Source organism: Nonomuraea purpurea (assembly GCF_042650645.1).
Taxonomy (GTDB): Bacteria; Actinomycetota; Actinomycetes; order Streptosporangiales; family Streptosporangiaceae; genus Nonomuraea; species Nonomuraea purpurea.
In genome coordinates this window covers 102,450-129,284 of sequence record NZ_JBHSBI010000009.1, presented here as the reverse complement: position 1 = coordinate 129,284, position 26,835 = coordinate 102,450, and the positions used below count along the sequence as shown (strand labels likewise).

Below are 26,835 nucleotides of genomic sequence, written 5' to 3'. Positions count from 1 at the left end.
CCTGACCACATCTCCCCCGGTCATTCACCGCCCTCGTCGTGCACGAGCAGGACGAACGTGCGCGCGTACGACATGCCGTCCTCGGGCCGTGGCCACTCCAGCTCGGCCAGCGCCCGCGAGCCCGCCTCGTGGCGGACGCCGTTGACCCTGATCTCGGCGATCTCGCGTCCGTCACCCCCGCCGAAGAACGCCTTGAGGCCCACCAGCTGATCGCGCTCGAACGTCTCCTTCAGCGCCGGAGCCAGGTGCGGCAGCAGCACGTGCCGCACGGCCCAGTCCTGCACCAGGTCGTGGTGGTCACCGGTCCCCCATCCGACGATGCCGCCGTGGATGGCGTGCCACCCGGGGAACCCGTCCGGATCCTGCGAGCCGAAATGGCCGGCGAAGCGCCCCTCCTGCGTCAGCAACTCCAGCACCGCGCTCCCGGTGGTGTCCAGCCATATCCCGACGGCCCGGTCCGCGACCTCCTCGGTGGTGCCGCCGTACCCCACGACGCAGTCGGCGATGGTGGTGTCCTCGGGCCGGTCCACGTTGAGCACGAAGTCGAGATCGACGTGGTCGGCGCTTGCGGTGTGATCGTCGCCCAGCGCCACCGCCACCGTCCCCGGCCCTGTGACCCTGTCGCCCTCGACCTGCCACGCCCAGCCCGTGGCCGTCGCCAGTCTGCCCGCGACCCTCCCCAGCAGAGCGTCGTCGCCCAGCCGTTCCTCGCCCATCCCCAGCCCCTCTCATCAACCCGACCGTGCGACTCTGCCCCAACCGGTCGAGACCACCCCAAGTCCCACCATCAGGCTAACGCTCTTGATCTTGTCTGCCCGCTTCTTCATCCCGAGGGCATGGGTGGCGAAAGAGGCATTGCCAGGCAACTGCCAGGAAGGGCCGGTAGTCTGCCTCGGCATGAACTGGCAGCGCAAGATGAACAAAGCGCTGGTCAGGTTCACCGGATTCCAGATCGAACGGGTAGGGAAAGCGGTGTCAGGGGCGGAGGCGCCGCCCGTCCCCGAGGTCAGACCGCCCGTGGATCCGCAAACCGACCGGCTGCTCCAATCCCCCGTGTTCCTCCTGTCTCCGGTACGGTCCGGCTCGACGTTGCTGCGCTCGATGCTGAACGCCCACCCGGCCCTGCACGCGCCGCACGAGCTGCATGTGCGGCGGCTGCGGGTGCAGTTCGACACGGCTCTGGCCGGCAGGGCGATGGCGGCGCTCGGGCACAACCAGGCCGACCTGGAGCACCTGCTGTGGGACCGGGTCCTGCACAGGGAGCTGGTCCGCAGCGGCAAACAGTTCATCGTGGACAAGACGCCCGCCAACGCCTTCGCCTTCCAGCGCATCGCCACCTGCTGGCCCGACGCGCGGTTCGTCTTCCTGCTGCGCCATCCCGCCTCGATCGCCACGTCCTGGCACGAGGCGAGCCCCGGCAGGCGCACCCCCGAGGAGGCGGCCCTGGACGCGCTGCGCTACATGAAGGCGGTGCAGCGGGCCAGGTCGGCGCTGCCCGGACTGACCGTCAGGTACGAGGAGCTCAGCGCGGAGCCCGAGCGGGTGACCCGCGAGATCTGCGCGTTCCTGGATCTGGCGTGGGAGCCGAGGATGCTGACGTACGGCGAGCAGCGGGTGCTGGAGAAGGGCCTCGGCGACTGGCGCGACAAGATCCGGTCCGGCACCGTCCAGCCGGCGCGCGCGCTGCCGCCGGAGGAGGAGATCCCGGACGTGCTGAAACCCATCTGCCGGACCTGGGGGTACCTCACGTGAAGATCCGCTACCTCATGCTGCACGCCTTCGGCATGGGCGGCACGATCCGCACGGTCGTCAACCAGGCCAACGCCATGGCCGCCGCGGGACACGACGTCACGCTGGTCAGCCTGGTACGGCGGCGCGAGACCCCCCAGTTCCGGCTGGACCCGCGCATCTCGCTCACCACGCTGGTGGACCAGCGCGGCGGCCGGCAGCCGGACTCGATCGGCCGCAGGGCCTGGCGCCGGGTACGCGGCAAGATCGTCCCGCGCGGGGAGTTCGCGGCCGACTACTTCACCGAGCGGGTGGAGTGGGCCGCCATGGAGTACGTCTCCCGGCTGCGCGAGGGCGTCCTGGTCACCACCCGGCCCGCGCTGAGCCTGATCTCCGCCCGCCGTACGCCCAAGGGCGTCATCAGGGTCGCCCAGGAGCACATGAACCTGTCGGCCTATCCCGACACCATCCGCAGGGAGATCGCCCGCCACTACGGCCGCCTCGACGCGGTCACCGTGCTGACGCGCACGAACCGGCTGGAGTACCAGCGGCTGCTGCCCGGCACGCCGATCGTGCAGATCCCGAACGCGGTGGACCAGGTCGAGCAGGAGCGTTCTCAGCAGGTCAATCCCGTCGTGGTCGCGGCGGGGCGGCTGGTGCCCCAGAAGGGGTTCGATCTGCTGATCCAGGCGTTCGCGCAGGTGGTGGCGGAGCATCCGGAGTGGCGGCTGCGCATCTTCGGCACGGGGCCGCGCGGGACCCAGTTGAGCGGGCTCGTCGATCGGTACGGGCTGGGCGGGCAGGTGTCGCTGGCGGGGCGCACCGACCGGCTGGACAAGGAGCTCACCGACGCCTCCGTGTACGCGCTGAGCTCGCGTTTCGAGGGCCTGCCCATGGTGATGATCGAGGCCATGACGCACGCGCTGCCGGTGGTGGCCTTCGACTGCCCGACCGGCCCCAGTGACGTGCTGAGCGACGGGGTGGACGGGGTGCTGGTGCCGCCGAGGGACGTGGACGCGCTGGCGCTCGCGTTGAAGCGGGTCATGGCCGATCGGGAGGCGCGGCTGCGCATGGGGAGGGCGGCGTGGAAGACGTCGCGGGCGTACGCGCCTGAGCTGATCATGCCGCTTTGGGAGGATCTGTTCTCGGAGCTCATGCAGGGCGAGCGGGTGGTGGACAACTTCTGGAGCAGCCGCTGACGGGGCTTTCTTGACTTTCCGCGAAAAAATCTACCTTTTCGTTTCTTCCGGCTACATCTAGGTTTTTGAGGCGCTTTTCACGAAATAGTGGTCATTTCGTCAAAGGCATCCCAAAGTGGGCGGCAGCCTGTCCCTATGCGTAACCGGAAAGCTCGTCTGGCCGGCGTGGCAGGCGCCCTCGCCGTGGTCGCGGGGCTCGCCGTACCCGCCTACGCGCAGGCGCCCGCCCCGGCCACCGTGGCCGCCACCGTCCAGAGGGACGCGCCCACGGTGTACGGCCGCGCCGCCGTCCTCATGGACGCCTCGTCCGGCGAAGTGCTCTTCAGCAAGCACGCCGGCGAACGGATGCCGATCGCCAGCCTCACCAAGACGATGACGGCATATCTCGTACTGAAGACCGCCAAGCCCTCGGACATGGTGCAGATCAAGTCCGCGGACGTCGCGTACGCCGAGGACGGGGGCGGCACCACCGCGGACCTGCGCCCCGGCGACCGCCTGCCGGTCGGCGAGCTGCTGTACGGCCTGATGCTGCCCTCCGGCGCGGACGCGGCCCACGCCCTGGCCCGCACGTACGGGCCCGGCGTCGACGGCTTCGTCGCCAAGATGAACACCACCGCCCGCGAGCTCGGCATGAACGACACCCACTACGTCAACGCCGACGGCCTGCCCACCCCGAAGGGCGACGGCTACTCCACCGCCCGGGACCAGGCCAAGCTGTCCGCCGAGGCGCTCCGCAACCCGCTGATCAAGAAGGTGGCCGGAACCGCCCGCCACAGCGTGGACGCCGACGGCGAGCACCGCTCCTACAGCTGGCGCAACACCAACCGGCTCCTGGGCACGCCGGGGGCGATCGGGCTCAAGACCGGGTTCACGCGGGCGGCGGGGTTCTGCCTGGCGTTCGCGGGCGAGCACGACGGGCGGCGGCTGGTCGGGGTGCTGCTCGACGAGTCGGTCTCCAGCCGGCGCTTCACCACGGCCGAGGAGCTGCTGTCCTGGGGAGCGACCCGGCAGGCCGCCTGACGGCCGATGACGGTATCGTCCGGAAACGTGACTTCCCCCACACGCCCCGCACTCTCCGACGCCGGCGCGGAGGCCGGGGCCGGGAGGGGTGAGGGATGACCCAGCCGCCCGACGACCTGCGCAGCACGTTCCTGCCCTGCCCAGAAGGCAGGCTGCACGTCTACAGCGCCGGCGACCACGGCTCCCCCGTGCTGCTCCTCAGCGGCGCCGGCGTGGACAACGCGCTGCTGAGCTGGCGCCACCTCATCCCCGTCCTCGCGCAACGGCACCAGGTGCTCGCCCTCGACTGGCCCAAGCAGGGCAGAAGCCACCCCTGGAGCGGCAGGGCCACGCACGAGCGCATGCTGGGCTGCGTCACCGAGGTCCTCGACCGTTTCGGCCTCGATTCGGCCACCCTGGTGGGGCTCTCCCAGGGTGGCGCGCTCGCCCTCGCCTACGCCATCGACCATCCGGAACGCGTGGAGCGGCTGGTGGCGCTCGCCCCGGCCGGAATCCTGTCCTTCCCGCCCGGCGTGCACCAACTGCTCTGGCTCACCGCCAAGCTGCCCCTGCTGAACAGGACGCTGCCCACGGCGGCGTTCAGGAGCAGGGCGCGGATCGCCGAGTTCGCCCGCCGCGCGCTGTTCGCCGGGCCCGTGTGGGACTTCGACGACGTCGTGGACGAGATCGCCGAGGAGGTCGGCGAGGCGGGCGGAGGCTCCTCCGACTGGCAGAACGCCTCCATCGGGCCCCTCCGGATGCGCGTCGACCTCCGCCCGCGCCTGCCCGAGATCACCACCCCCACGCTGCTCATCCAGGGTGACAAGGACATCGGCGTGCACCCGGAACGCACCAGGGCCGCCGCCGCGCTGATCCCCGGCTGCCGGCTGGAAGTGCTCGCGGGCGTCGGCCACTGGTCCAGCCGTCAGACGCCGGACCGCGTGAACCGGCTCATCACCGACTTCCTGGCCATGGACGGTGTCGATCCTTTGGGGTAGTCGAACGGCCGGTCAGCGGACGCCGCGGGGGCGGAACTGGATGCTGATGCGCGGCCCCGCGGGACGGGCGGTCTTGGGGATGGCGTGCTCCCACGTCCGCTGGCAGCTACCGCCCATCACGATCAGATCGCCATGCCCCAGATCGCGCCGGATCGACGGGCCGCCGCCGCGCGGGCGCAGCAGGAGGGGCCGGGGGCTGCCGACCGAGACGATGGCGACCATGGTGTCCTCGGTGCCGCCCCGTCCGATCGTGTCGCCGTGCCAGGCCACGCTGTCGCGCCCATCACGGTAGAAGCAGAGCCCGGCCGTACGGAACGGCTCCCCCAGCTCCTGTTCGTAGTACGCGTTGAGCATGCCTCTGACGTCGTCGAGCACCGGGTCGGGCAGCGGCTCGCCCTCGTCGTAGAACTTCAGCAGCCGGGGCACGTCCACGACCTGGTCGTACATGCGCCGCCGCTCCGCCCGCCACGGCACGCCCTCCGCCAGCCGTTCGAACAGCGTGTCGGCCCCCGACAACCAGCCGGGGCAGAGGTCGATCCACGCGCCCCGGCCGAGGTGGGTCCTGCGGACCGCGCCGCCGAGCGGCTCGACCCCGAGCTCCGCGTCGAGGTCGAGCAGAGATGCTTGGAACGCGGCTTTCATAGGGCCGAGTGTATGCCACACTTCAAACACTCATTCGAGTGGGTGGCCGACGACCGTCGGGGAGTGCGAGCCCGGCCTGCGCGGTACGCAGTCCGTACGGGCCGGGCTCGTCTGAGCGGGCGAAATGCCGACTCAGCGTAATCGTCGAAATTCTTCCCGCAGGGGGAGCCGTCCTAACGTCCCGACACGGGCGGCGGCGGGTTCAGCCGCCGCAGGCCGCGAAGACGAACGAGTCCTTGAGGGGCGTGTACCGGTCGCGGACCTTGACGGCGCCCGTCTCCGTGTCGATCTGGACGATCGTCATCCGGGTCGAGCCGGACACCTCGCGGGTCAGGTGGAGGGTCACCTGGGTGTCGCCGGTCCAGTCGATCATGTTGACGGCGCCCTCGGGCAGCTTGATCTTCTTGCGGTCGATGATCCGGTCGTCCTCCACGTCGTACGTCACCAGTTCCGGCTTGCTCCCGGTGACCACGCCGGCGACGGTCCGGCCGTCGGCTGCCAGGGCTTGGGGGCCGTTGACCCCGATGACCTGCGGTGGCGTCGCCCGCGCCAGTCGCCGGCCGCGGTCGCTGTAGACGACCAGGTCGGTGACCGATTCGTCGGCTTCGATGGAGGTGAGCAGTTCGTCCCCGTCGCCGCTGAAGCCCATCAGGGTCGCCCGGGACGGGACGGTGCCGAGCCGTTCGCCGGTGGCCGTGTCGAAGATCCGCGTGGGGGCGTTCTCGATGACGGCGGCCAGCTTGGCGCCGTCGTCGGACAGGTCGAAGGACACCTTCCACTGGTCCACCCGGGGCAGGGCGTCCTTGGCGAACACCTTCACCCCTCCGCCGACGGTCCGCACGGCCGGCCGTCCCGACTTGGTGAAGTACGCGATGCTCCGGCCGTTCCCGCTGACCGCGATCGGCGCCTGGTAGTAGCGGCCCGATTCGCCGTTCTTCTTGCGGGCGACGCCCTGGGCGTCGTCCAGGATGGTCTGCTTGCCGCTGTGCATGACGAGCCGCCACGGGCCGCAGGGAAACTCGGCGCCGTTCTTGTCCGCGCAGCCCTTGATTGAGGCGTAGCGGATGCTGTCGGAGTGGTGCGGGTTCGCCTGCGCGGCCGACGGGGTCAGGGCCAGCAGCAGGCCGGCCGCCAGCGTCGTCGTGAGGATCGTGGTTCTCATGTGCGTCACTCCCCAGCCATGACTGCCCCGTAGCGGGACTTGGTGAGCCGATATCTGTCGCTCTGCGTGGCGGCGCCGGAGGCGGGGTCGACGGTGAGCACCCGTACCACCGTCGGTTCGCCGTCCTCGCCGACGCGCTCTGTCACGGTGAGCCGCCCGTCGGCGTCCCACACGGCGACGTCCGGCGGCGCCTCGGTCTTGAAGGGCAGGTCCGCGGCCTCCGACAGCGCCCCGGTCTCCAGGTCGTAGGTCCGCACCCGGGGCGGCCGCCTGGTCTCGGCGTCGCCCGAGGTGAACACGGCCACCGTCTTGCCGTCGGCGGCCAGCGCGAAGGTGAGGGCGCCCGCGACCACCTGGGGCGGCGTCTGACGAAGCGTGCCGCCTTCGAGGCCGCGGGCGTACATGGCCGTGGTGTTGTCGGCCTGCCGGCGCGTGGTCAGCACCTCGTCGCCGTCGGCGCTGAACCCGTACGGCGTCTCCGCGGCCGGCAGCGTCGTCGTCCTGCCGGTCGCCACGGTGATCACCTTGGACGGGCGGCGTTCGGGTTCGTCGAAGTAGTCGATCAGGAGTTTGCCGCCCTCGGGCGACAGGGTCAGGCCGTAGTCGCCGGAGATCTTGGGGAGCTCTCTGAGCCGGCCGCCGCCGACGCGCTGAACGACCACGCGGTGGTCGCCGGTCCGCTCGTAGGCGAGCACGCGGCCGTTCGCGCTGATCGCGAACGCGCCCGGCTCCTCGCTGCGGGGCTTGGTGGCGGCGGCGTCGCGCACGGGGACGGTCCTGCCGTCCCGCAGGACGAGCTGCCAGCGCCCGCACGGGGTCTCCTTGCAGCTCTTGATCCAGGCCGCGCGGGCCACCGGTGGTGCGCTCTGGGCGTGGGCGGCGACGGGTGTGAGCCCCAGCCCGCCGATGACCGCCGACGCCAGGAGCGCCACGGTCGCTGAGGAGTGCCTCATGGGTGAGATCCTTTCGCTCACCCCGTTAGACACCGACGCGATGTGTTGGGTTGGTCACAGGTCGGCCACACCCGCGAGGCGGGCCGCGTCAGCGGTTCGGCTCATAGGCGTGGACGAGCAGCCGTTCCGCGTGGTCGAGGTAGTCGTCCAGGTAGGCGGCGGCCTTGTCGGGGCTGCCCGACTCGATGAGCCCGAGCAGCGTGCGGTTGCGGTCGACGAACGGCTCGTGGAAGGCGCGCGGGTTCTCCATGACGTGGAAGACGAGCCGCAGCTCCGCCAGGAGCTGGCGCATGGCCTCGTCGATCCTCGGGCTCTCGTTCAGCGAGACGAGCGCCTGGTGGAAGCGGATGTTGGCGGTGCCGACGCCCTGCCAGTCGTCCTGGTCGGCGGCCCGTTCCGCGTCGCGCACGGCCTCTGTGATCACGGCCAGCGCCCGCTCGGAGGGGCCGCGGCGCACCGCCGCGCCCTCCAGCACGCGGCGCACCCGGTAGAGGTCGGCGACGTCCTCGACGGAGGGCAGGCGGACGAAGACGCCCCTGTTGAGCTTGTGGTCGAGCAACCTCTCGTGGCCGAGCAGCCGGAACGACTCGCGCAGGGTGTTGCGTGAGACGCCGAGCGCCTCGGAGATGGCCTCCTCCGACAACCGCTGGCCTGGGCGGAAGAAGCCCTCGCTGATGCGGTCGCGCAGGATGTCGGCCACCCGCTCTGCCGTGCTGCTGCGCCCCAGCCGGGGCCGATCCTGGGAAAGATCAGCGACCTCGTTATCCACATTTAACAGGGAATCATGGAGCAAACCTCTTGTCGAATTGTTCAACGATTCTTATGTTGAGAGCTATCCCTCTTCAACTCAAGGAGCGATCGGATGTCAGGCTCCACGCAACAAACCCGGCGGGTGATCCTCGCCAGCCTGATCGGCACGTCGCTGGAGTGGTACGACTTCTTCCTCTACACCACCGCGGCGACCCTGGTCTTCCCCAAGTTGTTCTTCCCGTCTCTCGATCCGTTCAACGCGACACTGGCGTCGCTGACCACCAACGCCGTGGCGTTCATCGCCCGGCCGCTCGGCGGCGTCGTGTTCGGCCATTTCGGCGATCGGGCCGGCCGCAAGACCGTGCTGGTGGTGACGCTCCTGCTGATGGGCGTCTCGACGTTCCTCATCGGCGTGCTGCCCGGCTACGCGAGCGTCGGCGTGGCCGCGCCGATCCTGCTGGCGCTGCTCAGGTTCGTGCAGGGCATGGGGCTCGGCGGCGAGTGGGGCGGCGCCGTGATCATGTCGCTCGAACACGGCGACGGCCGGCGGCGCGGCTTCAACGCGAGCTGGCCGCAGGTCGGCGTGCCCGCCGGGTACGTGCTGGCCACCGGCCTGCTGACGCTGCTGTCCTTCTTCCAGTCCGACGCGGCGTTCCTGTCGTGGGGCTGGCGGGTGCCGTTCCTGCTGTCGGGCGTGCTGGTGTTCGTGGGCCTGTGGGTGCGGCTCAAGGTCACCGAGTCGCCGCTGTTCTCCGAGGTCGAGCAGCAGGGTGCCAAGGCGAGGATGCCGCTGGTGGAGGTCCTGCGCACGCACCCGCGCGCGCTGCTGTCTGCGTTCACCGCCCGAATCGGGGTGGACGTGGCCTTCTACATCTTCACCGCCTACATCATCGTCTACATCACCGGCACGCTCGGGCTCGACCGCTCGGTCGCACTGAACGCGGTGCTGATCGGCTCGGCGCTGCAACTCGCGCTGATCCCGCTGTTCGGCGCGCTGTCGGACCGGCTGGGCAGGCGCCCGGTCTACCTCGCGGGCGTGGTGGGCGCGGCGGTGTGGGCGTTCGCGTTCTTCCCGCTGCTCGACAGCAGATCCTTCCCGCTGATCACGCTGGCGGCCGTGGTCGCGCTGATCACCCACGCGGCGATGTACGGCCCGCAGGCCGCGTTCATCGCCGAACTGTTCAGCACGCGCCTGCGCTACAGCGGCGCCTCGATGGGCTACCAGGTGGCCGGCATCGTCGGCGGCGCGCTGGCGCCGATCATCGCGCTGCAGCTCTTCAAGAGCTTCCAGAGCACGATCGCGGTGTCGGTCTACGTGGTCATCGCCCTGGCGATCACCGCCCTGGGCCTGGCCATCGCCCCGGAGACCCGCGACGTCGACCTCTCCGCCGAGCCGGCGGAGACCACGGTTCCCCGCCACGTGGGGCCGTTCGCCTGAATCGCCGCGAAAGTCGCGGGCGGCGGCTGCCAACGCCGCCCGCGCGGAAGGGTATCGGATGAGAATCGCCCTTGCCGTCATCGCCGCGCTGCTCGCCGTCCCCCTGCTCATCGGGGGCATCGGGGGGCTGAAGAGCACGAGCGGCGGTGAGGCGGCCGTCGTCCGCGACGGCGGCCTGTTCGACGACAACAAAGTACGCCAGGTGATCGACCCGGGCTCCGGCCTGACCTGGACCGGCATGTGGTCGTCGCTCCACCTCTATCCGGCGCAGCAGCGCTTCTACACCATCACCGCCGACGCCAAGCGGGCGACCACGCTCGGCGTGGACGTGGTGACCGTGCCGAGCAGCGACGGCGTCAACCTCGGCATCGAAGGCACCCTGTACTTCCAGCTCAACACCGACCACGAGACGCTGAAGACGTTCGACGACAAGTACGGCACCCGCACCTACCGCGCCCAGGACGACCGCGCGCTCTACGCGTGGGACGGAGACGACGGCTGGTCCGCCTTCTTCGGCCAGGCCGTCCGTCCCGTGGTCGACAACGCGCTGCGCGGGCAGATCGGCGCCATGCGCTGCGCCGAACTGGTGCCGTCCTGTTCGCTGCTGAAGGAAACGGACCTCAAGGCGAGCGACAGCAACGCCAGCATCATCAGGGTCCAGAACGCGGTCAACGCCTCGCTGGCGCGCGACCTGCCCACGACGCTGGGCGGGCCGTTCCTGACCGGGCTGCGCTTCACGCTGGCCAAGGTGACGCTGCCGCAGGAGGTGCAGCAGGCGGTCAACGATTCGCTGGCCGCCACGGCGGCCGTCTCGGAGGCCCAGGCCAAGGTCGAGCAGGCCGAGGCCGAGGCGGACGCCAACCGGGCCAGGCAGGACGGCTACGACAAGTGCCCGGCCTGCGCCGAGATCGACAAGCTCAAGTCGTTGCCGCAGGGCATCACCGTGTACGCCCCAGGCAACCCGCAGGCGGTGGTCGTGCCCTCGCGTTAGGCCGCGCGTCAGGCCGCGCGTCAGGCCGTCGTCTCGGCGACCTTCAGGTGGTCCGATTTATGCCGATAAGTCACGTTATTTGGTGATCACGAAGTGGTCTCGAGCATAGGTACTGGGTTGTGACGTAATCGCCATCGATTCCCAGAACAACCGCCACCGAATGCGCATAAAATGCCCGCCTGTGAGCCTGCCTGTACGTGAACGTTCCCCCCGGCCGGGCGGCGGTCGTCACCGCCGTCCCGTGCCCACCTCCCTGCCGCCTGACGCCCCCGTGCTCGTGCTCGCCACCCCAGGCGACGCCTCGGGCGTGGCCGAAGAGATCGCGGCAGTGGTACGCGTCGACAACCCCCAGATCGAGGTACGCCTGACCAGCGTCACCGACCTGGCAGACTCCCTGCCCTCCGGTCGCGACGCCGTCGTCGTGCCGCTGCTCACCTGGGACGACCCGATCGTCCTGGCCGAGATCGGCAAGGCCGTGGCGGCCTCCGGTTCCGGCGCCGTGGTGACCGAGGCGCTCGGGCCGCACCCGCTGCTGGCCGAGGCGCTGCACATCAAGCTGGCCGAGCGCGGCCTGGCCAGGGCCGACCGCGTCCGCCTGCTGAACGTCTCCAGCCCGGTGGACGCCGTCATCCTCGCCACCGTGGGCGGCGAGCGGGCGGTGCACGCCGTGCAGGCCACCGCGGTGCTGCTGGCCTCCAGACTCACGCTGCCTGTCGTCTCCGCCTCGCTGGACAGCGAGCCGGGCATCGCGGTCGCGGCGCAGCGCCTGCGCGCGGCGGGCGCCGAGCGTCTGGCCATCGCCCCCTGCATGATCGGCCACGAGGCCCCGCGCGACCTCGTCGTCCAGGCCGCCGCCGCGGTCAACGCCGGGCACGGTGAGCCGCTCGGCGCGCACAGCTCGATCGCGGAGCTCGTCGCGCGAGCCTACGGGAGTCAGCTCGCGACGTGACAAGGCTGGTCGAGATCACCTGACTCGCGTCGCCGTCCGCGCACACCTCGGCCTCCGTGACCTCATGGAGGCCGACATGCGCCGACGTCGCGGTGGTCAGCCCACCGGGGTGGTGACGGCGCGCTTCTTGAACGGGGCCTGGTAGGCCCACTGCCAGGCCAGTTCGAGCGGCCCCCGGCTGAAGCGGCGCAGCCACAGCGACGACAACGCCACGAACAGCAGGCAGATCGCCGCCCACACCACCGGCACCCACCAGGGCCGCAGCGCGTCGAACCGGCTCGCCAGGCCCAGGCCCCAGCCATAGCAGACCACGCTGGCCGCCAGGTTCTGGAAGACGTAGCAGGACAGCGCGGTACGCCCGACGTTCGTGATCGCGTTCCTGACCACCCCCGGCTCGCCCCGCAGTCCGAGCACGATCGAGGTGACCAGCCCGAGCATGCCCAGGGCGACCAGCGGCGCGAGGAGGTAGCGGTCGACGGCGAACCAGCCGGACCCCGCGAAGGAGGTGGCCAGGTTCGCAGGCACGCCGAAGCCGAGGCCGACGACGATCAGCTTCCTGCGCAGGCCCGCGCCATGCTCCTCGAAGACGCCGGCGCGCATGAGACGGACGCCGAGCAGGAACAGCACGATGCCCATCGGCACGATGAAGACCAGTTCCGAACGGAAGAGCAGCACGTTCTGCAGACGGCCGTGAACCTGGTCGAGCCAGCTGCCCTGGGGATAGGTCCCCGGCATGCTCCCGCCGTTCGGAGTCGTCAGCAGCGCCAGCGTGAGCACGGAGACCATCGCGACGTGCAACGATCCCGCGACGACCATCCAGGCCGTGACGACGCGGGAGCTGCGGCCCACGAGGTACGCGACGATCATCGAGGTGATCGCGTAGCCCATCAGCACGTCGAACTCGAAGATCAGGACGTAGTGCAGGGCGCCCTCGACGAACAGCAGCGTCGCCCGCCAGAGGTACCTGCCGGGCCAGGTCATGCCTTTGCGCACCGCGCTGCGGTACTGCAGTTCGAGACCGACGCCGAAGAGCAGGGTCAGCAGGCCGAGGAACTTGCCGTTGGACAGGAACCGCAGGAACGTCTCCGCCGCTCCGGCCCCGCCCCCGAACTGGAGAAACTCCGTGGGGCCGCCCGGCGCGGTGAAGATCCAGATGTTGGTGCCGAGCGTGCCCATGATGGCCACGCCGCGTAGGACGTCGAGTGCGTCAATCCGTCTGCTCACCCTGTCAAGGCTGCCGCCTGGAAGGGCCGCCTCGATCGTCCCGGCGATCGAATTAGGGGGTACATCCATCGATGTACGGCCTTACATCTTTGGTCAACCCGCACGCCCCTCCCCTGGTCACGGGATTGGCGAGAAGTCGACGCGCAGCGGCAGGTGGTCCGAGGGCTCGGTCAGGGACGGCAGTGCGGTATCGCGGAAGAGCTGGGGCAGAACACCGGGGCGCGGCTCAAGTCGTCCCGTGGAGAACAGCAGGTAGTCGAGCTTGCGCCGTCGGCCGTTGATGGCGCAGGTGTCCCACGGTCGCTGGCTGCGGCAGCTCTCGTCCATCCCCAGCTCCAGCGCGGCCGCGATGACGATGCTCTGCGATATGGCGTTGAAGTCGCCGGCGAAGATCCAGGTGTCGTCCGGGGCCGTGGCGTCGCGGTGCGCGAGGAGTTCGAGCATCTGACAGTAGCCGACATGCTCGCCGCGCGGCGTCGACTCGGGTTGCCATGCCAGGTGGGTGCACGCGATGTGAAGCGGCAAGCCATCGAGGGTAAGCCGGACGATCAGCGCCAAGTCGTTGCCACGGCGACGCTGCGCCCCGAAGTGCAGCTCATGGTGTTCGAATCCCCCGAACAGGGAACGCCGGGCGAAGACGGCCAGGCCGTCGGGGCGGTGGCTGCGCTGCACGTACGCCGCGTCATGGGTGGTTTCCAGGCGAGCGCGCAGGCCCTCATAGATCGCGGGCTCAAGCTCTTGCAGGCACAGCAGGTCGGCGGCGAGTCCCTCAACGCGGGTGCGCAACAGGGGGTGGCGGTAGGCCGGGTCGAGGGCCTCGGGAGGGCAGAGGGGGTAGCGATCGGGGTGCGCGAAGGACTGGGCGAGAACGTTGTAGGTCACGGCGGTGAAGGTCGTCATGCGGCGTACGGTAGTGATCTGGCCCGGGAGCATGGTAGGACACGATTACGGACATGGCAGTGAGCGAAACCTCCCCGATGGGTTGCACCTGGCAGCGCTACCTCGAACACCTGACGGAGGAGCACGGCGGGTGGACCGCGCTGACCCACACGCTCATGCGGCGCGCCGGGCCATGGGCGGGGCTGCCGATTGATCCGGGAACGATCGAACGCGGGCTGCGCCGTCTCAGGAGCCGGGGCAACGCATCCGGCGGGCAGTACGGGCGCTGGCTGCTGCACTACTTCGGCGTGCCGCAACCGCTCGACGACACCGCGCGCTGGATGGGGCGGTACCACGGCCGCTTCGCGGACCTGCCGCTGTCGCTGCGCGAGGCACAGCTGCGGCTGTGGGATCGGCCGCCAATCGCCGAGTCGCCCGCCGCCTGCTGGGGCCACCTCGGCCTGGCCTCGGTCGCTCTGCGCCGACGCAACCCCCAAGACGCCCGGCTGCGGTTGGCGCATGCCGCCGAAACGGCGTACGTGGTCGATACCGCGCACATGGCCGATACGGGGCACGGGTTCAAGACGGCGCACATGGCCGTGGCCGCGCAGGTCGAGTCCGCACTGCTTGAGGCCCGGCTGGAGATGGACGCCGGTCAGGCGGCCCACGCCGACGAAGCCCTCGCGCGGGCGCGGGCGCAGGTCGCGCGGCTGCCACCCGGCGGCGAACGGGACTGCTATCACGCGCGCTGGGCCGACCAGCGCGCGTATCGCCTGATCCACGCCGGGCCGCAACCGCGTCTGCTGGCCGCGGCACGGCTGTATCGATCCATCAACGTCCACAGCCCCGCTGCCTTTGCGCTGTTCCGGCGCGATCACGGGCTGGCGTACTGCCACTGGAAGCTCGGCGACCGCGACCGCGCGATCCACCACGCCCGCGCCGCCGCCGAGCAGGCCGGCGACGCAGGCCTGCTTCGCTTCCGCGTGATGGCGCTCCAACTCCTGGCCCATATCGAGCCGTCCGAGGCCCACCAGCTGCACAGTCGCGCCAACCGCATCATCACCGAGCTGAAACACGCGGATCTCAAGCCGCGTAGCACCTAACGGCTGACGGACCGAGGGCTGCCCCGTCATGCCCCGGCGTCCAAGATCGTGACCTGCAAACGATGTCGCCATCCGCGTCCAGGGTCATGCACCGTTGGCTGATAAGTCACGCGTACTCCCCGGTCCTGGAGCTGAACTGCTCAAGGAGCTGGAGGAGCGGATTGACGGCGGAAACATCTCGCGGGCCTTCTACTTGACGAAGTTCGGCGACTCATCCGGGCTCGACACGAACCAGCCTCATCTGAGGTGGCCCATCAGCAAGGCGCTCCACAGCGCCGCCGCCACTCCGGCGTGCCATCGCTCGGTCTCCGCGATCACGTTGCCGCCCTTTTCACGGCAAGTCCGGCGTATGACCACCCAGTCGCCCACCAGTCGCAGTTCGAAGAAGATCCCTTTGCAGTCGCATGTCCGCCGCAGGACACGCCCGTCGGGCTCCGACTGTTCCGGAACGGTCCATTCCAACAGCTCGCAATGCGACGCGGGCGGCATGACATGAGTGCCAGAACACCCAGGCGGCATCCGACCAGGCCCGCCAGCCTGCCCATGCGAGGTCATCACGCCGCGACCACATCCACCGACACCATCAGCGCAGCAGCAGGCGGTGCGCCTTCCGTGGTGAGGATTTCAGCCCAGACCGTGTTGCCCGGAAAGCTGCGCTTCACGCCCCACCGCACGGACAGCGCCTCCACCAACTGCAGGCCACGCCCGTGATCTTCGCCGTCTCCCGTCTGACGGAGACGCGGAACGGTCTGCGCCCCATCGTCTGATACTTCGATCCGCGCCAGCCTGTCACTGATCTCCGAGACCTCCACCGTGACCAGGCCCCCGGGATCGCCGGAACGGGTATGCAGCACGGCGTTCGCCGACAACTCGGTGAGAACGAGGCGCACGGCCTCCAGGTCCTGGTGTCCCGCCGCTGTCAGTACCAGCGTGACGTATTGCCGAAGCAGCGGCACCGAAGAGTTCACCCCTGGCATCACCACCACAGCAAGAAACCGCCCACTCACCGTGTTGCCTCCCAGATCCGCCGGATTCCGGCATCCATTGCTGTTCGCGCAGTAACCCACGAGCGGGACCGCGCGGACGCAGATCGCGTTCCGCCACCATTTGCTCACACAGAGTGAAGCATTGAAAGACTTCAACATGCAAGACTTCATTTTTAAGCTGTCACCGTGAGGGCTGCACTTTGATGCATATGATTGCGAGACGCTTGCGAAGCTGATTTCATTTCGGGTATACGAAGCACCTCAAAGCGAGTGACTGAGAAGGGATGCGATGTCCACAGGGGCGCCAGGCTCGACCGTGCCGCGCCGACAGCTCGGGCGCTATCTACGCGAACTGCGCAATAAGTCACGGCTCACAGTTCGCGCAGCAGCAATGGCCCTGGAATGGTCCGAGGCCAAACTCTGGCGTATCGAGACCGGTCAGACCTCTCTTCGGAGTCTCGACGTAGCTGCCATGTGCAATGTCTACGGCGCACCCGCCGATCTCACTGAAGCACTCAAGGCGCTGGCCAAGGAGACCAAAGCGCGCGGTTGGTGGCACGCATACGGGGACGTGATCTCGGAGGGCTTCGATCTCTACATCGGGCTTGAGGAAGCTGCCTCACAGCTCAGCTGGTACGAATCAGAGCTAATTCCCGGTCTGCTCCAAACGCCCGACTATGCACGCACGCTGATCGAGGCCGACAACGCCGGCGTGGACGAGCAGGAGATTGAGCGCCGCGTCCGTTTGCGGATGGAACGTCAGCAGAGCTTGACCAGGAGGACGGCCCCTCCAACGCTCCACGTGGTCCTGAACGAGGGCTTGCTTCGTCGGCCCATCGGCGGACGCAAGATGATGGCCCATCAACTCGACCACCTCACGCAGGTTGGCCGTCTGCCGAATGTGACCATCAAAGTGATGTCCTTCAGCGCCGAACTGCACCCTGGCGTCATGTCTGGACCATTCGTGATCCTGCGGTTCCCGCTCAACGGAGACGGTACGCCCACGGAGCCTCCAACCATCTACGTGGACGGTTACACCGGCGCGCTTTACCTGGACAAACCAAACGAAGTCGAGCGCTACTCCACGGCATTCGATCATATGTGGGCATCGGCACTCAACAAACATGAATCACTGGATCTTATCTCCGAGGTGGCAAGAAGCTATGAGTAGAGTCGATCTGTCGGACGCAAGATGGATCAAGAGCAGCCTTAGCAACGGGCAAAACAACTGTGTCGAAGTCGCTGTCGTTCCCACTGGCGCAGGCCATGTCAATAACCACCGAATCTACGCAGTACGAGACTCCAAAGACCCCCACGGGCCCGCGCTCGTCTTCACTCCTGACGAGTGGAGGGCATTCGTGGGCGGTGCCAAGCTCGGCGAGTTCGACTTGGAATAACTACAGGTCAAGCCGGACGGCGACCGGCGTTCGCCGGGAATCCCCCAACACCCAAGAGTTCAAGCCTGCGACTGGAAGTCCCCCTCAACCTCATCCCGTGCGCCCGGTCGGCCCCCACGGCTGGCCGGGCATGCGTTTTGCCTCCGGCGAGGGCTCAAGCTTCGAAATGATCGCCCGCGCGAAGGAGAAGCGCCGTACGTGGCTGAAGGGGGTCTGATCAGCACCCTCCCCACGTCCACGACCCGGACGTCCGTGACGACCTTTCGCAACGGTTCGAGGTCGTCCAGCCGAGCGTCGACGTCGAGGCCGTTCAGGACGCAGGAGGTCCGTCGGCGGGGGTGTGCGGTGCGGCACGAATGCCTTTTCGGGGCGTAAGGAGACGGGCAGGAGCAGGACAGCACACACCCGATGTGGAATCCTCGGCAGCGATCAACGTGATCCACATTTGCTTGCCTGCATGGACATCGGAGAGTGACGTCGTGTTCGACTCGCTGATCGTGCCCCTGTTCGTCACCACGGACCTGCCGCCCGGGGCCGAGCTGGGCGAGTTCGGGCGGGTGCTCGCCGAGGCGGTGCGCGAACTCGGCCGGGAGGAGGCGCGCTACGAGGCGTTCCTCACGGGCAAGGTGTTCTGGCTTGACCGGCCCGTGCTGCCGGGGCAGCGTCCGGTGGCCGAGGCCGAGCTGCGCTTCGCCGGGATGCTGGGCCACCTCGTCGCCTCGGGTTCAGGCCACACGGCGCGGCAGGTGGTCGACGACGTGCGCGAGGCGGTCGGCCGGGCCCTGACCGGGCGGTTCGGGGACGTGGGGGTGCCTCCGGCGGTGTTCGCGATCCGTGACCAGGACGTACGCGAACGCACGCCCGACGCCGCCCTCGCCGTCGGCACCCGCGACGCCACGGCCGACCTGGTGACCGCCGCCCGTTCCTCCCTCTAAGGCGGGCGGCGGGATGCCTCTGGCCACGTCGTGCGGTGGCGTGCGATCGTGGGCTTCCGCTGTCCTGTGGCCGACGATCAGGGGGTAGTTAACTGCTGCCGATTGAGTGTCCACAAGTGTCTGCCAGTTGCCATGAGTGCTACAAGATCTCGCCTTGCGAACCTGAGGGAACACGTTGCCGACCCCTGCGGAACGGGGGGCCGCGCACGGTCCTGTTCACCATCGACGCGAACACCTCGCGGTCCGCAACTGGTGGCGCGGGGTCGGAAAGAGAGTGAACTGCCGCCAATCCAATGGCTAAGAGTAATCAGTTGGTCGCTAAAAGTGCTGTACGATTTTGCCTTGTGAACCTAACGGGATGGGCGCGCACGCGGGGAGCCGCCCCGCGCACCGCCGACCGCTGGTTCCGTGAGGGCACGTCGCGGGCCTCCGGCGGAACGGGTGGGGCCGCGCACGATCCCGGTCACCACCGACACGAACACCTCACCGTCCGCGGCCGGTGGTGCGGAGCGGACCAGCATGTCCGAACCTCATCTCACGATCGGGAATCCGACCTGAAGAGTCAGGTTGCCCGGGCGGCGGAGTGGGTGGCGGACGACGGTCACCGCTCCGCCAAGCACCGCGCCCGCAAGGTACTCGAAGTCACGGCGGCCGCCGGTGACTGAACCGGCCGGCAAGCAACTGGCCGGAAAGCAGCTGCGCGCGATCGAGGTGCCGTTCGTCGCGGCCGGGCCGTCCGGGGTGGCGATTCGCGACCGTCTCAAAGCCCTCACCCCCGACGATGAGCAGGTTCTGCGTGTCGTGGGCGGGCATCTGGGTTCGCTGGCCGCTCGCGATCTCAAGCGGCGTTGCGCGGACGGCCTGGCACATTCCTCGCAGACGTGGGCGGCCCGCAAACGGGACTTGACCGGGCAGTCGTCCTCCCGGTGGGCGGGGTCGATCACCAAGGCCAGCCATGATCAGTGGGCGCTGGCCCGGCGCTGCCAGTTCGCCCACATCCAGAGTCTTGAGGCCGGGGTACACACCCTGCAACACCGCCTGTCCCTCCCCCTCGGAGAAAAGGGCAGCAAACGGGCGCCGGGCGGCTACCGCAGCCGCCACGAGTGGTTCGCCAAGTCCCGCCGCCTGGCGGCGCTGACCAACCGGCTGGAGCGGGAACGCGCCGACTTCAAAGCCGGGGTCGTGCACGTGGTCCGAGGCAGCAAACGCCTGCTCGGCACCCGCCACCACCTCGATGAGGCGGAGCTCACCGAGCAGGAGTGGCGGGAACGGTGGGAGGCGGAGCGCTGGTTCCTGGCCGCTGACGGCGAGTCCGACAAGCGGCACGGCAACGAGACCATCCGCGTCAGCCCCGACGGCGAGGTCAGCATCAAACTCCCGGCCCCGTTAGCCCATCTGGCCAACGCCGGGCACGGCCGCTACGTCCTGACGGCGCGCGTCGCCTTCGCCCACCGGGGTGCGGAATGGCGCGACCGTGTCACCGCGAACCGGGCCGTGGCCTACCGCATCCACCACGACGTGCAACGTGGCCGCTGGTACCTGACCGCCTCCTGGCAACACCCCGCCGTCCAGGCGATCCCGCTGGAGACAGCGCCGCAGCCCGTGCTGGAGACCCTGCGGGCGAATGGCATGATCGGCGTCGACACCAACGCCGGCCACTTCGCCGCCTACCGGCTTGACCGGTACGGCAACCCGATCGGCGACCCACGCCACTTCACCTACGACCTCACGGGCCGCGCCACCCACCGGGACGCGCAACTCCGGCACGCCATCACCCGCCTCCTGCACTGGGCCAAACGCACCGGCGTGACCGCCATCGCCATCGAAGACCTCGACTTCGCCGCCGAGAAAACCCGCGAGAAACACGGCCGCAGAAAGCGGTTCCGGCAGCTGATCTCCGGCATCCCCACCGGCAAACTCAAAGCGCGACTCGTTTCGATGGCCGCCGGGGTGGGCGTGTCCATCGTGGCCGTCGATCCGGCCTACACCTCCCAGTGGGGCGCCCAGCACTGGCAGCAGCCCATGGCCGCACCCCGCCGTGCCGTCACCCGGCACGACGCCGCGAGCATCGCCATCGCACGACGCGCCCTCGGACACCCGATCCGGCGACGGACGGCACCGCCCCCCGACGACCGGAGCGATCGTCGCGGGCATCGGACCGTCCAGGCCCGACCAGGAGACCGAGGGCGTGAGGAAACCCGCCGCCCCGTCACGGAACGTGCACACGATGCACGACCCCGGACAGGGACTGCTCAAGGAACGCGGGCGACCAGGGCATCCAAAACCGTTCGGGATGCGCGCAGTGCCAGGAACGTGGGTCCACGACCCACTTCTGAACACTGATCAGGAACGGTTCTCGCATGGCCGTGCTCGGCGCGATCTGCTTCGGGCTGGTGATCGGCTGGATCACGTACGGAGCCCTGCGCCGCAGGCAAGGCGTGGCCGGGCTGGGCGACCTGGCCGCGGTGCTGGCCTCGGTGGGCGGCGGCGCGGTGACGGCGCTGCTGGAGGCGGCCATGTTCGGCGGGTACGCGCTGGGGCTGGCCATCGGGTTCTTCGGCGCCCTGGCCCTGGCCACGCTCATGCCGGACTCCAAGTGGCTGGGCGACTAGCCTCCCCTGAGGCCGACCAGCACGTACGCGGCCCAGAGGTCGGGCTCGGCCGATCCGTAGAGTTCGCGCAGCTCCAGGACGGCCGCCCGTAGGGCCCGCGCCGGGTCCTCGCCCGCGTGGAGCCTGGTGTGCAGGTCGCGCATGAGCGCCCTGGTGACCTCGGCGGAGACCGGCCAGAGGGTGAGCAGGGCGGCTCTGACGCCGACGTTCAGCAGGGCGTGGGCGAGGGCTGAGACGTCGTTCCCGCCGGGCGGGCCGTCCTCGCAGGCACCGAGGATCAGGAGCCCGGCGTCCACGGTCATGGTCATGGTCATGAGCCGTCTGGCGGTGAGGAGGCCGTCGGCCAGCCGGATGCCCGAGGCGAATGGGTCGGCCCTGTCGTACACGCCGTGGCAGGACAGGTGGATCACGTCCCACGTGCCGGGCAGGAGGGCGGCGGTGGCTTCCTGGCCCGTGTGGGGCCGGGCGCCGAGGAGTTCGGCGGCCTCGGCCGTGGTGGCCTCGACGGCGGGGATCTCGCTGGTGTCCTGGGTGAACCCGAGCGCCAGGGAACGGCTGCCCGCCGGGCCCCTGCGGGACAGGCGGAGCAGGGCGGCGGCGGAGTGGGCGTAGGCGATCGGGAACCGTTCCAGCAGGAGACGGCCGCCCGGGGCGAGGGCGTGCAGCGGGACGCGGTGCAGGGCGCGGTGCGGGATCAGGAAGAGCTGGCCGAGGTCGTCGCCGAGAGCGTCGGACGCCTCCTTGAGCAGGGTGTCCGCCAGCCGGCGCCAGAGGGTCAGGCGGTGGCGGCGGGCGGCGATGTCGAGCAGGTCCGGGCGTTCGCCGCCGATGGTCTCGGCGAAGGCGGCCAGCGTCTCGTGGTCGACCGTGGTGGCGAACACGCGCGGCTCGGGCCAGCCGGTGCGATGGGCGAGAACGGTCACGCCCTCCTCCCCGACGTGGAACCCGAGCAACCCCACGGCGGCCTCGCGCCCGCCGGACGGGGTGACGAGGGCGTCGAGGTCGCTCTGGGTGAACGGGGTGGGCCGGCGGAGGGGGGCCAGGGGCTCCATGCGGGCCCAGATCGTCTCCAGCTCGGCTCGGACGGTGTGCGCGCGGCGGATGAGCGCCGTGGCCCTGAGCGGGTCCCTGGTGTGGTGGGCGGCCGACATGAGCGTGTGGACGGCGTCGAGCCCGCGCCGTTCGGCGTCCAGGAGGTCGGCGGGCACGCCGCTCGGCGCGGACGGGTGCGGCCAGGCCGTCATGGCGTGGGCTTTGGCGTGTTCGGCGTGCGTCCAGGCCGTCAGGCCGCGCCCCAGGCGTACGGCGAGGCCGACCGCCCTGTCGTGGGCGGCGACGTGGCCGAGCGCGCAGGAGCGTTCCGCGTCGGCGAGCGCGCCCTCCAGGTCCCCGAGGTCTTCTGCCGCGACCGACCGCAGCTCGTACGCCGTCCGCAGCTCGAGCTCGTGCCCGAGCTCCTCCAGCAGTTCGATGGCCCTCGACAACCTCCGGGTGGCCCTGACGCAGGCGGCCTCCGCGACGTCGAGCGCGCCCAGGCGGCTCAGCGCGATGGCCTCCCCGGCGGGGAAGCGCAGCTCCTGGGCCAGGGCGAGCGCCTCGGCCAGGTGCGTCTCCGCCCGGACGGGGCCTTCCAGGCGGGCGAGCATGATCAGATGGAGGATGGCGCCGTGACCGTCGTCGTCGCCGCGGGCGAGGTCGAGGGCGTGTTCTGCGAGTGGTCTGGCCAGGTCGGGTTCGCCGCGCAGCACGTGTGCCATGGCCAGGTCGGCGTACCCGTCGGCGAGCCCGGTTCTGTCGTCCAGCTCCTCCTTGACCGACAACGCGGAACGGTAGCGGGCCGAGGCCTCCCCCAGTTCGCCGAGCGTGAGGTGGAGGGCGGCCCTGTCGGCGAGGATCGGGGCGCGCAGCGACCGCCAGATGGGGGCGTCCAGCAGGGTGAGCGCCTTCTCGAAAGCTTGGGCCGACTCGCTCCAGCGGGCCTGGTCGGCCAGGGCCAGGCCGAGCGCGTGGAGGGCCTGGGCGAGCTGGACGGGGAGGGCGTCGCCCGCTTCTCTGGCCCGCTCGACGGCCTCGCCGAGCACGCCGATCGCCTCCGAGACCCGGCCGAGCCGCCTGGAGGCCGAGCCGAGGTTGCGCAGGTGCTCGATCAGGCGGTCGTCGCGCAGCTCGCGGCCTCGCGCGGCGTAGTCGTGGGCGGCGGCGGGGTCGTCCAGGGCCAGGCAGTAGGCGGCCAACCTCGCCAGCAGGTAGGAGCGGTCGTCCTCCGCGGCCCGGCCGGCGTCCGGGGCTTGGCGGGCGTCCGGGGCTTGGCGGGCGGGCGCGTGGTCTGTCGCCGGAGGCTGGGGGCGGGCCTGCTCGGCGGTGTTCAGGGCGTGCTCGGCGGCCGCGCGTGCGCCGATGAGGTCGCCCGCGGCCTCCGCCTCCGTCAGGAGCAGCCGGCGTTCCCAGCGCTCCGCCTCCTCGGTGGTGCCGCCACCGGTTCGCAGGGTGGTGAGCGCCCGGGTGAGGGTGGCGTGGCCGAGGGTGAGGTCGCCGATCGTGAGCTGGAGGGCGGCCAGCCGGGCGAGGACCTCGGCGTCCAGGGAGTCCGCCATGACGGCGACCATCTCGAAAGGCGCGCCCTGCGGCGGAACGGCCGCTTCGGGAGAACCGCCCGGTTCGAGGCCGGCGAGCCCCTGTTCGAGCGCGGCCCTGGCCCGGCCGAACTCGCCGCGCTCCTCCAGCGCGAACCCGAGTTTGACGGCGGCCAGGGCGGCCAGGCGGTCCTGGCGGGCGGCGCGGAAGCCGGTCACCGCCCGTTCGAGTGTCTCCACCCGTACCACCTGGTCCCCGGTACGGGCGGCGAGCCCCGCCAGCCGGTCGCAGACGACGGCCTCCTTGAGCGGGTCGCCGTCGGCCAGCCCGAGCGCCGTGTGCAGCCGTTCCAGGGCTTCCTGCGGCTCCCCGAGCGCCACGTCCAGCGCCGCCCGGCCCAGGGTGGCGGTGAGCAGGGCTTCGAGGTCGCCGGCCGCGGCGGCCAGTTCGGTGGCGCGTTCGAGGTCGGCGAGGGCGTCGTCGTGACGCCCCAGCCCTGTCAGGCAGGTGGCGCGCATGGTCAGCGCGGCCGCCTCCTTGGCGGGCTCGCGCAGCCGCTGGAACGTCGTCGCCGCCGCCCCGAACTCCTCCAGCGCCTCCTCGGCCGAGCCCCCCACGTAGGCGAGCGCGCCCAGGTTGTGGCGCACGACCCCGGCCCCGTCGTGGTCGCTGATGGCTTCGTACTCGCGTTCGGCCAGCTCGAAGGCGGCCCTGGCGGCGCCTGTGTCCCCGCGTTCGCGGTAACGGCGGGCGATGCGGTACCACTCGTCGGCGGGTTCGCGCCGCTCCCCCCTGCGCCGCACGATCTCGACGAGCCGGGTTTCGCATGCGGCGGCCTGGGTGCGGTGGCCGCGCCCCGCCAGCAGGACGGTGTGGGCGTCGAGCGCCCGGCAGGCTGCCTCCCACGCCCCGGCGGCCTCCAGTTCGATGGCGCAGGCGGCGATGCGTTCCGCCGATGCCGTCAGGTCGCCCTGGTCGACGGCGGCCCTGGCGGCGTAGGCGAGCGCGGCGGCGGCCTCCTGGCTCTGGCCGAGCCTCCCGTGGAGCTCGCGGGCCCTGACGGCGCAGGCGACGGCCCCGGCCGGGTCCCCCACGGCCAGGTACGCCTCGGCCGCCTGCCCTTGGGCGGCGGCCTCCTCTGCGGCCAGCCCGGCTCTCTCGCACAGGGCGATGGCGCGCAGGTGGTGTTCGACGGCGCGGGCGGGGTCTCCGGTCCTGAGGTGTATGACGCCCATGCTGCCGAGCGTGAGCGCCTCCGCCCGGTGTTCGCCCAGCTCGCGGTGGACGGCGGCCGAGCGCCCGTACGCCTCCAGCGCCCGCTCGTACTCCCCCAGCTCCTCGAGGCCGGCTCCCTGACGGGACAGCGTGTCGGCCGCGCGGGAGTGTTCCCCCGCCGCCTCGAAGGAGGCCGCGGCCCGCTCCAGCACGCCGCCCGCGGCGGCGAGGCGCCCGAGCTCGGCGAGCCTGAGCGCCACGTCGAGCAGGTAGTCGCCGGACGAGGGCGCCTGCCGCTCGGCGTACTGGAGCAGCTTGAGCGCCACGTCCTCGTTCCGCGTCCGTACGGCCAGGTCGGTCGCGGCCTGGGCGAGCGGCTCGTCCAGCGGCAGGGGCAGAGCCCGGTCGAGTACGGCGCCAAGCCGCGCCAGCAGGTCGGCGTCGGCGTCGTCGGCCAGCGTGAGCGTCTCGGCCAGGTCGCGCGGGTCGTCGAGCGCGGAGAAGCGGGCCAGCAGCGCGGTGCACAGCGCCCGCCGGGCGGACGCCTGGCCGTGGGAGCCCTTCGGGACCAGCTCGACGCCCTGGCGCGCGGCGGCCACGGCCTCGTGCAGGTCGGAGGCCCGCCCGCCGGGACGCGTGCCGCGCCGGCGCAGCACCTCCGAGACCAGCCCGTACGCCTGCGCGCGCGACGCCGGCCGTTCCTCCGTCTTCAGGGCCTCGCGCAGCGCGGCGACGGCCTCGTCGGCGTGCTCGGCGGTCGGGTCCAGCTTGAGCGCCTGCCCGAGCAGCATCAGGGCGCCCGCCCTGGCCTGGTCGCGCTCCCCGTGGGCGGCCAGGGCGGCGCGGGCGGCGGCGATCGGCTCTGCGGGGTCGCCGCCGGTGACGACGGCCTGCCGCAGCAGCGCGTTGGCCAGGTTGGTCAGCAGCCGGGGACGCTCGGGGTGGCCGCGCGGCGCGGTGGCGACGGCCTCGCGCATGACCTCGACGGCGGTCTCCAGGTCGGCCGGCTCGCCGGTGACGCCGTAACGCTTCCAGCGGCGGTCGCCGAGCAGACCGAGGCGTACGGCCGGGTCCTCGCCGAGCCCCCGCGCGGTCTCGTCGGGTGTCACGCGCAGGGCTTCCAGCATCTCCGTCCCGGCTTCGAGGGAGTGCCGGTTGCCGGTGACGACGAACCACTCGACCAGCCCGGCCGCGTACGGCGCGAGCACGCCGGGGTGGACCCACCGCTCGTGCCAGAAGTCCAGCGCGCACTGCCCGACCCGGATGAAGGCCAGCAGGTCTTCGTCCGCATGCGACGCGCTCGCCCGCGCCCGCGTCAGGTCGACCAGCGCCAGCAGCGCCTGCGACCTGTCCTGGCCGGCCGGAGGAGCCTCGGCCGCCGCCAGGTAGGCCTTGGCCAGCTCATCGTCGTCGGGGGCCGCCAGGCCGAGCGCCGAGGCCAGCTCGCGCGTGCGCGCGGCCTCGGCGGGCCCGGCCAGCACCGCCCTGAACAGCACGTGGACGGCGTCGTCGAGGACCTCCCGCTCCCGCGTGAGCCCATACAGCCGCACCAGCCCGGAGCCGAGCAGCTCAAGCGCGCCGGGCGCCCAGACGGGGTCGGGCGAACGCATCGCCTCCTGTAACAGGAACTGGCCGAGCCGGTCGGACGCCTCCGCCGTGGGGTGCGCCATGGCGCGGCGGACGAGCGCGTGGATCAGCAGCCCCACGTGCGGGTACGTGGCCGGGTCGACGTGCCCGAACGCTTCTTCGACCAGCCCGGCCCACGTGTCTGCCGAGTCGCCGTGGGGCGCGCCGGCGCCGCGCAGCTTCTCGGGCAGTTGCCCGGGGTCGGCCACGGCCACGGCGGCGAAGAAGGCGCCCGCGACGGCGGCGTCGTGGGCGCTGTGCTGGTCAAGCCGGTAGCGGGCCAGGTGGAGGATGCCGATCAGCCGCCAGGTGGCGGCGTCGGACCGGTCGCCGGCGCACGCCCGCATCGCCTGCTCGGCTTCGGCCAGCGCCGCGGGATCCCAGATCAGCTCGGGATCCGCGGCCTGCTGAAACCGCTCGATGCGGGCGGCCAGCACCCCGGCCGGATCGGTCATGGGCACAGGCCCTCACTGGC

General features: G+C 70.7%; 23 protein-coding genes. 13 read left to right on the top strand and 10 right to left on the bottom strand.

The window, feature by feature from the left end; all coding sequences use genetic code 11:
* Window positions 1-20 precede the first annotated feature (20 nt).
* Entirely contained in the window at window positions 21-716 is a 696-nt protein-coding gene (locus ACFOY2_RS19295) for a DUF6348 family protein (protein WP_379529440.1), read from the bottom strand.
* A 181-nt stretch (window positions 717-897) separates the two neighbouring features.
* Here ACFOY2_RS19295 and ACFOY2_RS19290 point away from each other — a divergent pair, with 181 nt between their 5' ends.
* The 4 genes from ACFOY2_RS19290 (at window position 898) to ACFOY2_RS19275 (ending at window position 4,924) form a co-directional block, all read left to right on the top strand.
* The gene (locus ACFOY2_RS19290; protein ID WP_379529439.1) at window positions 898-1,752 is read left to right on the top strand and encodes a sulfotransferase family protein; all 855 of its coding nucleotides are present in this window, start codon (window positions 898-900) and stop codon (window positions 1,750-1,752) included.
* Window positions 1,749-2,927: a glycosyltransferase family 4 protein gene (locus ACFOY2_RS19285; RefSeq protein WP_379529438.1), complete on the top strand. Its 1,179-nt coding sequence runs from the start codon at window positions 1,749-1,751 to the stop codon at window positions 2,925-2,927. The genes ACFOY2_RS19290 and ACFOY2_RS19285 overlap by 4 nt, the downstream gene beginning before the upstream one ends.
* A gap of 135 nt (window positions 2,928-3,062) precedes the next feature.
* On the top strand, window positions 3,063-3,947 hold the full coding sequence (locus ACFOY2_RS19280; protein ID WP_379529437.1) for a D-alanyl-D-alanine carboxypeptidase family protein: 885 nt from the start codon (window positions 3,063-3,065) through the stop codon (window positions 3,945-3,947).
* Between the two features lie 95 nt (window positions 3,948-4,042).
* Entirely contained in the window at window positions 4,043-4,924 is an 882-nt protein-coding gene (locus ACFOY2_RS19275) for an alpha/beta fold hydrolase (RefSeq protein ID WP_379529436.1), read from the top strand.
* A gap of 12 nt (window positions 4,925-4,936) precedes the next feature.
* Here ACFOY2_RS19275 and ACFOY2_RS19270 read toward each other — a convergent pair whose 3' ends face one another.
* The 4 genes from ACFOY2_RS19270 to ACFOY2_RS19255 form a co-directional block, all read right to left on the bottom strand.
* Window positions 4,937-5,566 carry an alpha-ketoglutarate-dependent dioxygenase AlkB gene (locus ACFOY2_RS19270; RefSeq protein WP_379529435.1) on the bottom strand — a complete coding sequence of 210 codons (630 nt, stop codon included), beginning with the start codon at window positions 5,564-5,566 and terminating at the stop codon, window positions 4,937-4,939.
* 202 nt (window positions 5,567-5,768) lie between these two features.
* Entirely contained in the window at window positions 5,769-6,728 is a 960-nt protein-coding gene (locus ACFOY2_RS19265; protein WP_379529434.1) for a hypothetical protein, read from the bottom strand.
* 5 nt (window positions 6,729-6,733) lie between these two features.
* Entirely contained in the window at window positions 6,734-7,681 is a 948-nt protein-coding gene (locus tag ACFOY2_RS19260; RefSeq protein WP_379529433.1) for a hypothetical protein, read from the bottom strand.
* A gap of 88 nt (window positions 7,682-7,769) precedes the next feature.
* Complete coding sequence (locus tag ACFOY2_RS19255; protein WP_379529432.1) at window positions 7,770-8,450, bottom strand: GntR family transcriptional regulator; 681 nt, start codon at window positions 8,448-8,450, stop codon at window positions 7,770-7,772.
* A 93-nt stretch (window positions 8,451-8,543) separates the two neighbouring features.
* Between ACFOY2_RS19255 and ACFOY2_RS19250 the strand changes: the two genes are divergently transcribed.
* The 3 genes from ACFOY2_RS19250 to ACFOY2_RS19240 all read left to right on the top strand — a co-directional run bounded on the left by ACFOY2_RS19250 (window position 8,544) and on the right by ACFOY2_RS19240 (window position 11,809).
* Window positions 8,544-9,869 carry an MFS transporter gene (locus ACFOY2_RS19250; protein ID WP_379529431.1) on the top strand — a complete coding sequence of 442 codons (1,326 nt, stop codon included), beginning with the start codon at window positions 8,544-8,546 and terminating at the stop codon, window positions 9,867-9,869.
* Window positions 9,870-9,927: 58 nt separating this feature from the next.
* The gene (locus ACFOY2_RS19245; RefSeq protein WP_379529430.1) at window positions 9,928-10,860 is read left to right on the top strand and encodes an SPFH domain-containing protein; all 933 of its coding nucleotides are present in this window, start codon (window positions 9,928-9,930) and stop codon (window positions 10,858-10,860) included.
* A gap of 181 nt (window positions 10,861-11,041) precedes the next feature.
* Window positions 11,042-11,809, top strand: a complete 768-nt coding sequence (locus ACFOY2_RS19240; RefSeq protein ID WP_379529429.1) for a sirohydrochlorin chelatase — start codon at window positions 11,042-11,044, stop codon at window positions 11,807-11,809.
* Between the two features lie 96 nt (window positions 11,810-11,905).
* Here ACFOY2_RS19240 and ACFOY2_RS19235 read toward each other — a convergent pair whose 3' ends face one another.
* Together ACFOY2_RS19235 and ACFOY2_RS19230 are read right to left on the bottom strand one after the other, a co-directional pair.
* Window positions 11,906-13,033 (bottom strand): DUF418 domain-containing protein, encoded by a 1,128-nt coding sequence (locus ACFOY2_RS19235; RefSeq protein ID WP_379529428.1) that lies wholly within the window; start codon window positions 13,031-13,033, stop codon window positions 11,906-11,908.
* 117 nt (window positions 13,034-13,150) lie between these two features.
* On the bottom strand, window positions 13,151-13,933 hold the full coding sequence (locus ACFOY2_RS19230; protein WP_379529427.1) for an endonuclease/exonuclease/phosphatase family protein: 783 nt from the start codon (window positions 13,931-13,933) through the stop codon (window positions 13,151-13,153).
* A 53-nt stretch (window positions 13,934-13,986) separates the two neighbouring features.
* Between ACFOY2_RS19230 and ACFOY2_RS19225 the strand changes: the two genes are divergently transcribed.
* Window positions 13,987-15,015, top strand: a complete 1,029-nt coding sequence (locus tag ACFOY2_RS19225) for a hypothetical protein (protein ID WP_379529426.1) — start codon at window positions 13,987-13,989, stop codon at window positions 15,013-15,015.
* A 237-nt stretch (window positions 15,016-15,252) separates the two neighbouring features.
* Here the strand turns inward: ACFOY2_RS19225 and ACFOY2_RS19220 are convergent, their stop codons facing one another.
* Window positions 15,253-15,504, bottom strand: coding sequence for a hypothetical protein (locus tag ACFOY2_RS19220; RefSeq protein WP_379529425.1), 252 nt, complete (start codon window positions 15,502-15,504; stop codon window positions 15,253-15,255).
* A 65-nt stretch (window positions 15,505-15,569) separates the two neighbouring features.
* Window positions 15,570-16,160: an ATP-binding protein gene (locus tag ACFOY2_RS19215; RefSeq protein ID WP_379529424.1), complete on the bottom strand. Its 591-nt coding sequence runs from the start codon at window positions 16,158-16,160 to the stop codon at window positions 15,570-15,572.
* Window positions 16,161-16,290: 130 nt separating this feature from the next.
* Here ACFOY2_RS19215 and ACFOY2_RS19210 point away from each other — a divergent pair, with 130 nt between their 5' ends.
* From ACFOY2_RS19210 to ACFOY2_RS19190, 5 genes are all read left to right on the top strand, one after another.
* On the top strand, window positions 16,291-17,172 hold the full coding sequence (locus tag ACFOY2_RS19210) for a helix-turn-helix domain-containing protein (RefSeq protein WP_379529423.1): 882 nt from the start codon (window positions 16,291-16,293) through the stop codon (window positions 17,170-17,172).
* On the top strand, window positions 17,126-17,398 hold the full coding sequence (locus ACFOY2_RS19205) for a DUF397 domain-containing protein (RefSeq protein ID WP_379529422.1): 273 nt from the start codon (window positions 17,126-17,128) through the stop codon (window positions 17,396-17,398). The genes ACFOY2_RS19210 and ACFOY2_RS19205 overlap by 47 nt, the downstream gene beginning before the upstream one ends.
* Before the next feature lie 479 nt (window positions 17,399-17,877).
* On the top strand, window positions 17,878-18,333 hold the full coding sequence (locus ACFOY2_RS19200) for a hypothetical protein (RefSeq protein ID WP_379529421.1): 456 nt from the start codon (window positions 17,878-17,880) through the stop codon (window positions 18,331-18,333).
* Window positions 18,334-18,990: 657 nt separating this feature from the next.
* A complete protein-coding gene (locus ACFOY2_RS19195) occupies window positions 18,991-20,676 on the top strand; it encodes an IS200/IS605 family accessory protein TnpB-related protein (RefSeq protein WP_379529420.1) in 1,686 nt (561 codons plus the stop codon).
* A 17-nt stretch (window positions 20,677-20,693) separates the two neighbouring features.
* The gene (locus ACFOY2_RS19190; protein WP_379529419.1) at window positions 20,694-20,945 is read left to right on the top strand and encodes a hypothetical protein; all 252 of its coding nucleotides are present in this window, start codon (window positions 20,694-20,696) and stop codon (window positions 20,943-20,945) included.
* On the opposite strand, the gene ACFOY2_RS19185 is transcribed toward ACFOY2_RS19190, so the two are convergent.
* The gene (locus tag ACFOY2_RS19185; RefSeq protein ID WP_379529418.1) at window positions 20,942-26,815 is read right to left on the bottom strand and encodes a CHAT domain-containing protein; all 5,874 of its coding nucleotides are present in this window, start codon (window positions 26,813-26,815) and stop codon (window positions 20,942-20,944) included. The two genes, ACFOY2_RS19190 and ACFOY2_RS19185, sit on opposite strands and share 4 nt — an antisense overlap.
* Between the last annotated feature and the right edge of the window lie 20 nt (window positions 26,816-26,835).